Source organism: Mesorhizobium sp. M1399 (assembly GCF_040317735.1).
GTDB lineage: Bacteria > Pseudomonadota > Alphaproteobacteria > Rhizobiales > Rhizobiaceae > Mesorhizobium.
In genome coordinates this window covers 1-3772 of sequence record NZ_JAMYKZ010000052.1, presented here as the reverse complement: position 1 = coordinate 3772, position 3772 = coordinate 1, and the positions used below count along the sequence as shown (strand labels likewise).

The 3772-nt window shown below is 55.7% G+C and carries 4 protein-coding genes and 2 pseudogenes; 4 read left to right on the top strand and 2 right to left on the bottom strand.

Going from position 1 to position 3772, the window contains the following annotated elements; all coding sequences use genetic code 11:
* A pseudogene (locus NKH05_RS32655) lies at positions 1 to 239 on the top strand (hypothetical protein); the annotation flags it as partial.
* Here the strand turns inward: NKH05_RS32655 and NKH05_RS33280 are convergent.
* Positions 219 to 437: a hypothetical protein gene (locus NKH05_RS33280; RefSeq protein ID WP_502913302.1), complete on the bottom strand. Its 219-nt coding sequence runs from the start codon at positions 435 to 437 to the stop codon at positions 219 to 221. The pseudogene NKH05_RS32655 and the gene NKH05_RS33280 sit on opposite strands and share 21 nt — an antisense overlap.
* A 631-nt stretch (positions 438 to 1068) precedes the next feature.
* Between NKH05_RS33280 and NKH05_RS32650 the strand changes: the two genes are divergently transcribed.
* The 3 genes and pseudogenes from NKH05_RS32650 to NKH05_RS32640 all read left to right on the top strand — a co-directional run.
* On the top strand, positions 1069 to 2019 hold the full coding sequence (locus NKH05_RS32650; RefSeq protein WP_353027067.1) for a class I SAM-dependent methyltransferase: 951 nt from the start codon (positions 1069 to 1071) through the stop codon (positions 2017 to 2019).
* 401 nt (positions 2020 to 2420) lie between these two features.
* On the top strand, positions 2421 to 3263 hold the full coding sequence (locus NKH05_RS32645) for an N-formylglutamate amidohydrolase (RefSeq protein ID WP_353027066.1): 843 nt from the start codon (positions 2421 to 2423) through the stop codon (positions 3261 to 3263).
* Positions 3264 to 3476: 213 nt separating this feature from the next.
* Positions 3477 to 3569, top strand: a pseudogene (locus NKH05_RS32640) (DDE-type integrase/transposase/recombinase); the annotation flags it as partial.
* Here the strand turns inward: NKH05_RS32640 and NKH05_RS32635 are convergent.
* Positions 3536 to 3721 (bottom strand): hypothetical protein, encoded by a 186-nt coding sequence (locus NKH05_RS32635; protein WP_502913303.1) that lies wholly within the window; start codon positions 3719 to 3721, stop codon positions 3536 to 3538. The pseudogene NKH05_RS32640 and the gene NKH05_RS32635 sit on opposite strands and share 34 nt — an antisense overlap.
* Positions 3722 to 3772 lie beyond the last annotated feature (51 nt).

Genomic DNA, 3772 nt, shown 5'->3' with positions numbered 1-3772 from the left:
CCTTCATGCCGTTCCTTGGGCTGGGGCTTTCGGACCGGGTTCCCGATGCGCGCACCATCTGGCTGTTTCGGGAAAGGCTGACGAGGACCGGAGCGATCAAAGCCTTGTTTGAACGTTTCGATGCGATGCTGCGCGAGGCCGGCTACATTGCCATGTCGGGCCAGATCGTCGATTCGAGCCTTATCGCCGCGCCGTTGCCCGTTGCCTCATCGAGAATGTTACCCGCTTGCCCGGCATGATGGATCCGGAGCGGCATACGGCGCTAGGCTGCTTGGCCCGCCGATGAGCTTCTGCATGGCTTGTTGTCGCCACGCCCTTTCCCGCTTTTGCAACATGTAAAGCTGTCGCAAGCTGTATCGTCCCGGGTAACGGGCCTGGAACTCGACGAGCAGTTCGAGTGCGGTCTGATCCGGGCGTTTCTCGAGGCACTGTGCCATCTCCGCCCAATCGTCCTTGAAGATATCAGGACGTCGGCCGCGTGGTTTGTCGCGGAGCAGACGATACGTTTTAGGCCCGATGACAACGCCGCGCGCGCCAGCCGCCAGTCTACGGTGACGAATGGCGCATCCGCGCTGAAGTTATTGGAACAGGGCAGGCGCAGCCCGATGCGAATTACGCGAGGATCGTCAGCAAGATCGGCAAGGCTCCCCGGTATCTGGACATCGACGACGAGTGAGGTCGTACCGTGCCGCATCGAAGGGGTGGGTAATTACCGAACAGACGCATATCCTATTCACATTCAACAAAATCTCTTCGCACGGTTTATATATATGAATACATTACTTATAATATTTTTTCAGATATGTCACATAGATTAGTGTAATCCTGTCGATAGTTCGCGCTCAGGAGAATTCTATGCCATCTGATTTAGGCAAGATCTGCGAGTTCGATGCGGGATTTGTCCGGAAGGTGTTCGGACACGCTCGTTCGCCGCCGTTAGTGGAACAGTGCTGCTGTATTGGGAGGCGGTCCGCAAACTCAATCATTCACCCTCTCATCCCTGAGGTCCGGCAGGGAACAGTTTCTGTCGCTCGGATCGCTGGCAAATAATCACCACGGAGAACTACAATGTTTCCCAACAGTTTGGATTCGGACTTCGTCCAATTGCAAAAGATCAACCCGGTAGCCTTCAAGGCGATCGAGCCCCGAATAGCTAGAGAGTCATCCGCCTGCCTTACAAATCTGGCCAATCTCTCCCGCAATGAGTTCACCTCGGAAGGGCGTGGGTCGGATTACCTCGATAGCATCCAACTGTCGCTGCTGGCACGATCGGAGGGTGTGATGGATCTTCTGGGCAAGATGCACCCCAATGGTTGCGACGGACTTTGTTCATCAATGATCATCTGCGATCTTCTCGCCGGTGACGGATACGTGAACAAGGTAGCCCATCAGATCTTGGGTGCGGCGCGCTGCCCGACGTTCATCAACTCTGACATCTCTCAGTTCATGGTGGACCGTTGCATCCGTGACGGCCTGTTTGCGATCTGGCAAAGCGCGACCGATCCGTTCTGGATTAGAGACGGATCGGTGGACGGTGTGCTGATGGCTTACGGCACGCACCACATCCCGCACGCTCAACGCCACACCGCTGTCCAAGCGGCTGCGCGAATTCTTCGGCCCGGGGGCGTGGTTGTTCTTCATGATTTCGAAGAGGGTTCACCCACCGCCCGCTGGTTCGCTGACGTAGTGTCGACTCATTCCGTGACGCCGCACGATTATCCTCATTTCACCGCGGGCGAGGTGCTTGATCTGTTCGCTGCTGCGCAGTTCGATGAGATAACTGTGCAGCGAATCACAGACCCGTTCGTCTTCCACGCAGAAGACGAGGAGAGCGTTCTCCAATCGCTAGCCAAATACGTCGTGAAGATGTACGGGCTAGAGAAGCTCCGGGCCGATACGCAGCGTGTGCTCGCGCTTCTTGATGAGTATTTCGGGCTCGCCGTGACGGGAACCTCTCGCGGTGGCTTCGAAGCGCGCATAGAGCGCAACGCTTTGGTCGGTAGTGGGCGACGGGTGTGAATTATCACTGGGTCGACCAAGGTCGACTTCTGCTCACTCTGCCGTGTCGTCATCTGCTTTGAATTCTCGAATTGGATGCAAAAAAGGTGCTACCGCTCAATTAGTCATTTTGGATCCGTACCTCCTTTTGTTGTATGGCTTAATAGAGTTGTCGAGCCCAACAGTATGAAACGTAGCAAAAATTGGTGACAGGTAGATAATCTGAACAGGCGATTGGGTTTCAATCAGTCCCATCGATCGACGAGGTTTCTGGCGAGAGGCCGGAACCCCCATGTGATGTCATGGTGTCTAATGAGGGTGCTCGTCAATCGCCTGATGATAGCAGCGCATCTTGATCGCCTGCCGATCTTAGAGTCGATTGGTGTCATCGCAACTGATCTGCCCTCGCAACTGAGAAGCCAATGCCACGACACCTACTCCAAGCACCTATCGAACTAGACGATGTACCCGGATACCGTTGGAAGGATGGGCTTCTTGGGCCGGATGAGCCTGACCCCGTCGGGCATGTTTGCCCGACAGGATCATCGCCGTTTCTTCTGCTTTGCGACCATGCGGGTCAGCTGATCCCTAAGTCGCTCGGGTCTCTTGGCGTCTCTCCAGCCGATCTCGCACGTCATATTGCTTACGACATCGGTGCTCTCGGCGTCAGTAAACGTTTGTCCGAACGACTCGACGCCGAGTTGATCTACCAGCGCTACTCCCGGCTTGTCGTTGACTGCAATCGTCCACCCCACAACCCGACAGCATTTGTCACGATGAACGACGGAACGATTATCGCAGGGAATCTAGATCTAACTGTACCGGCTGCTGCCATGCGCCTGTCTGAGATTTTTCATCCCTACCAAGCCAGGATCGAGCATGTGGTTCGGACCCGTCTTGCCGCAAAACGTCCAACGGTGATCTTGACCGTCCACAGCTTCACCCCTTGGCACAAGGACTACCCGACGCCGCGCACTTGGCACCTAGGCCTTCTTTTCAACGAAGATCGCCGCCTGGCAGACGCGCTGGCCGAAGAATTCAAGATAGCGGGCGATCTCGACATTGGCTTCAATCAGCCTTACGCGCTGGAAAATGCGTCGGACTATGCGGTCCCCGTCTACGCAGAACATCGAGGTCTGCTCGGAATGGAGTTGGAAATTAGGCAGGATATGATCACGGAACCGGCCGATCAGATCAAATGGGGTGATCGGTTAGCGGAAGCACTGAGATCGGCGCTTAGACGCATCGCTCCTGAATTCGTCTGAAAGGAACGCACGGCCTGAGCCAGCACTCTCGGAATGAAAATCCCCGCATGATGATGATTGGCAATCAGGGCTTGTCGGGTGCGGACGCTCGTTTCCGGTGGAGCGCGTAGCGGCCTATTCCGGCCGATTTGCAACCTGTCGCATTGTCGTCTCCAGAATGGGTTGGGTTAGCAACGCCATTCTGCCTGAGGGCAGGCAGGCGACCATAGGATCTTGGATGAGGTCGTCATCACCATCTCCGGCCAGAAGCATTGGCTGTGGCGGGCGGTCGATCAGGACGGATACGTGCTCGATGAGATTGTCCAGAGGCTCCCGGGTTCGGGCTGGTTATCAGTGATGGCCATCTCGAGAGCCTCGATGGCAAGGCTTGCTCTGAGATGCGTATCCAATGCCCATCCGACCACCTTACGGCTAAACGCGTCAAGCACAACGGCAAGGAAAGCAAACTCCTCAGCCAGATGCAGGAACGTGATATCGGCAACCCATAGCTGGTTGACCCCATTTAGGAT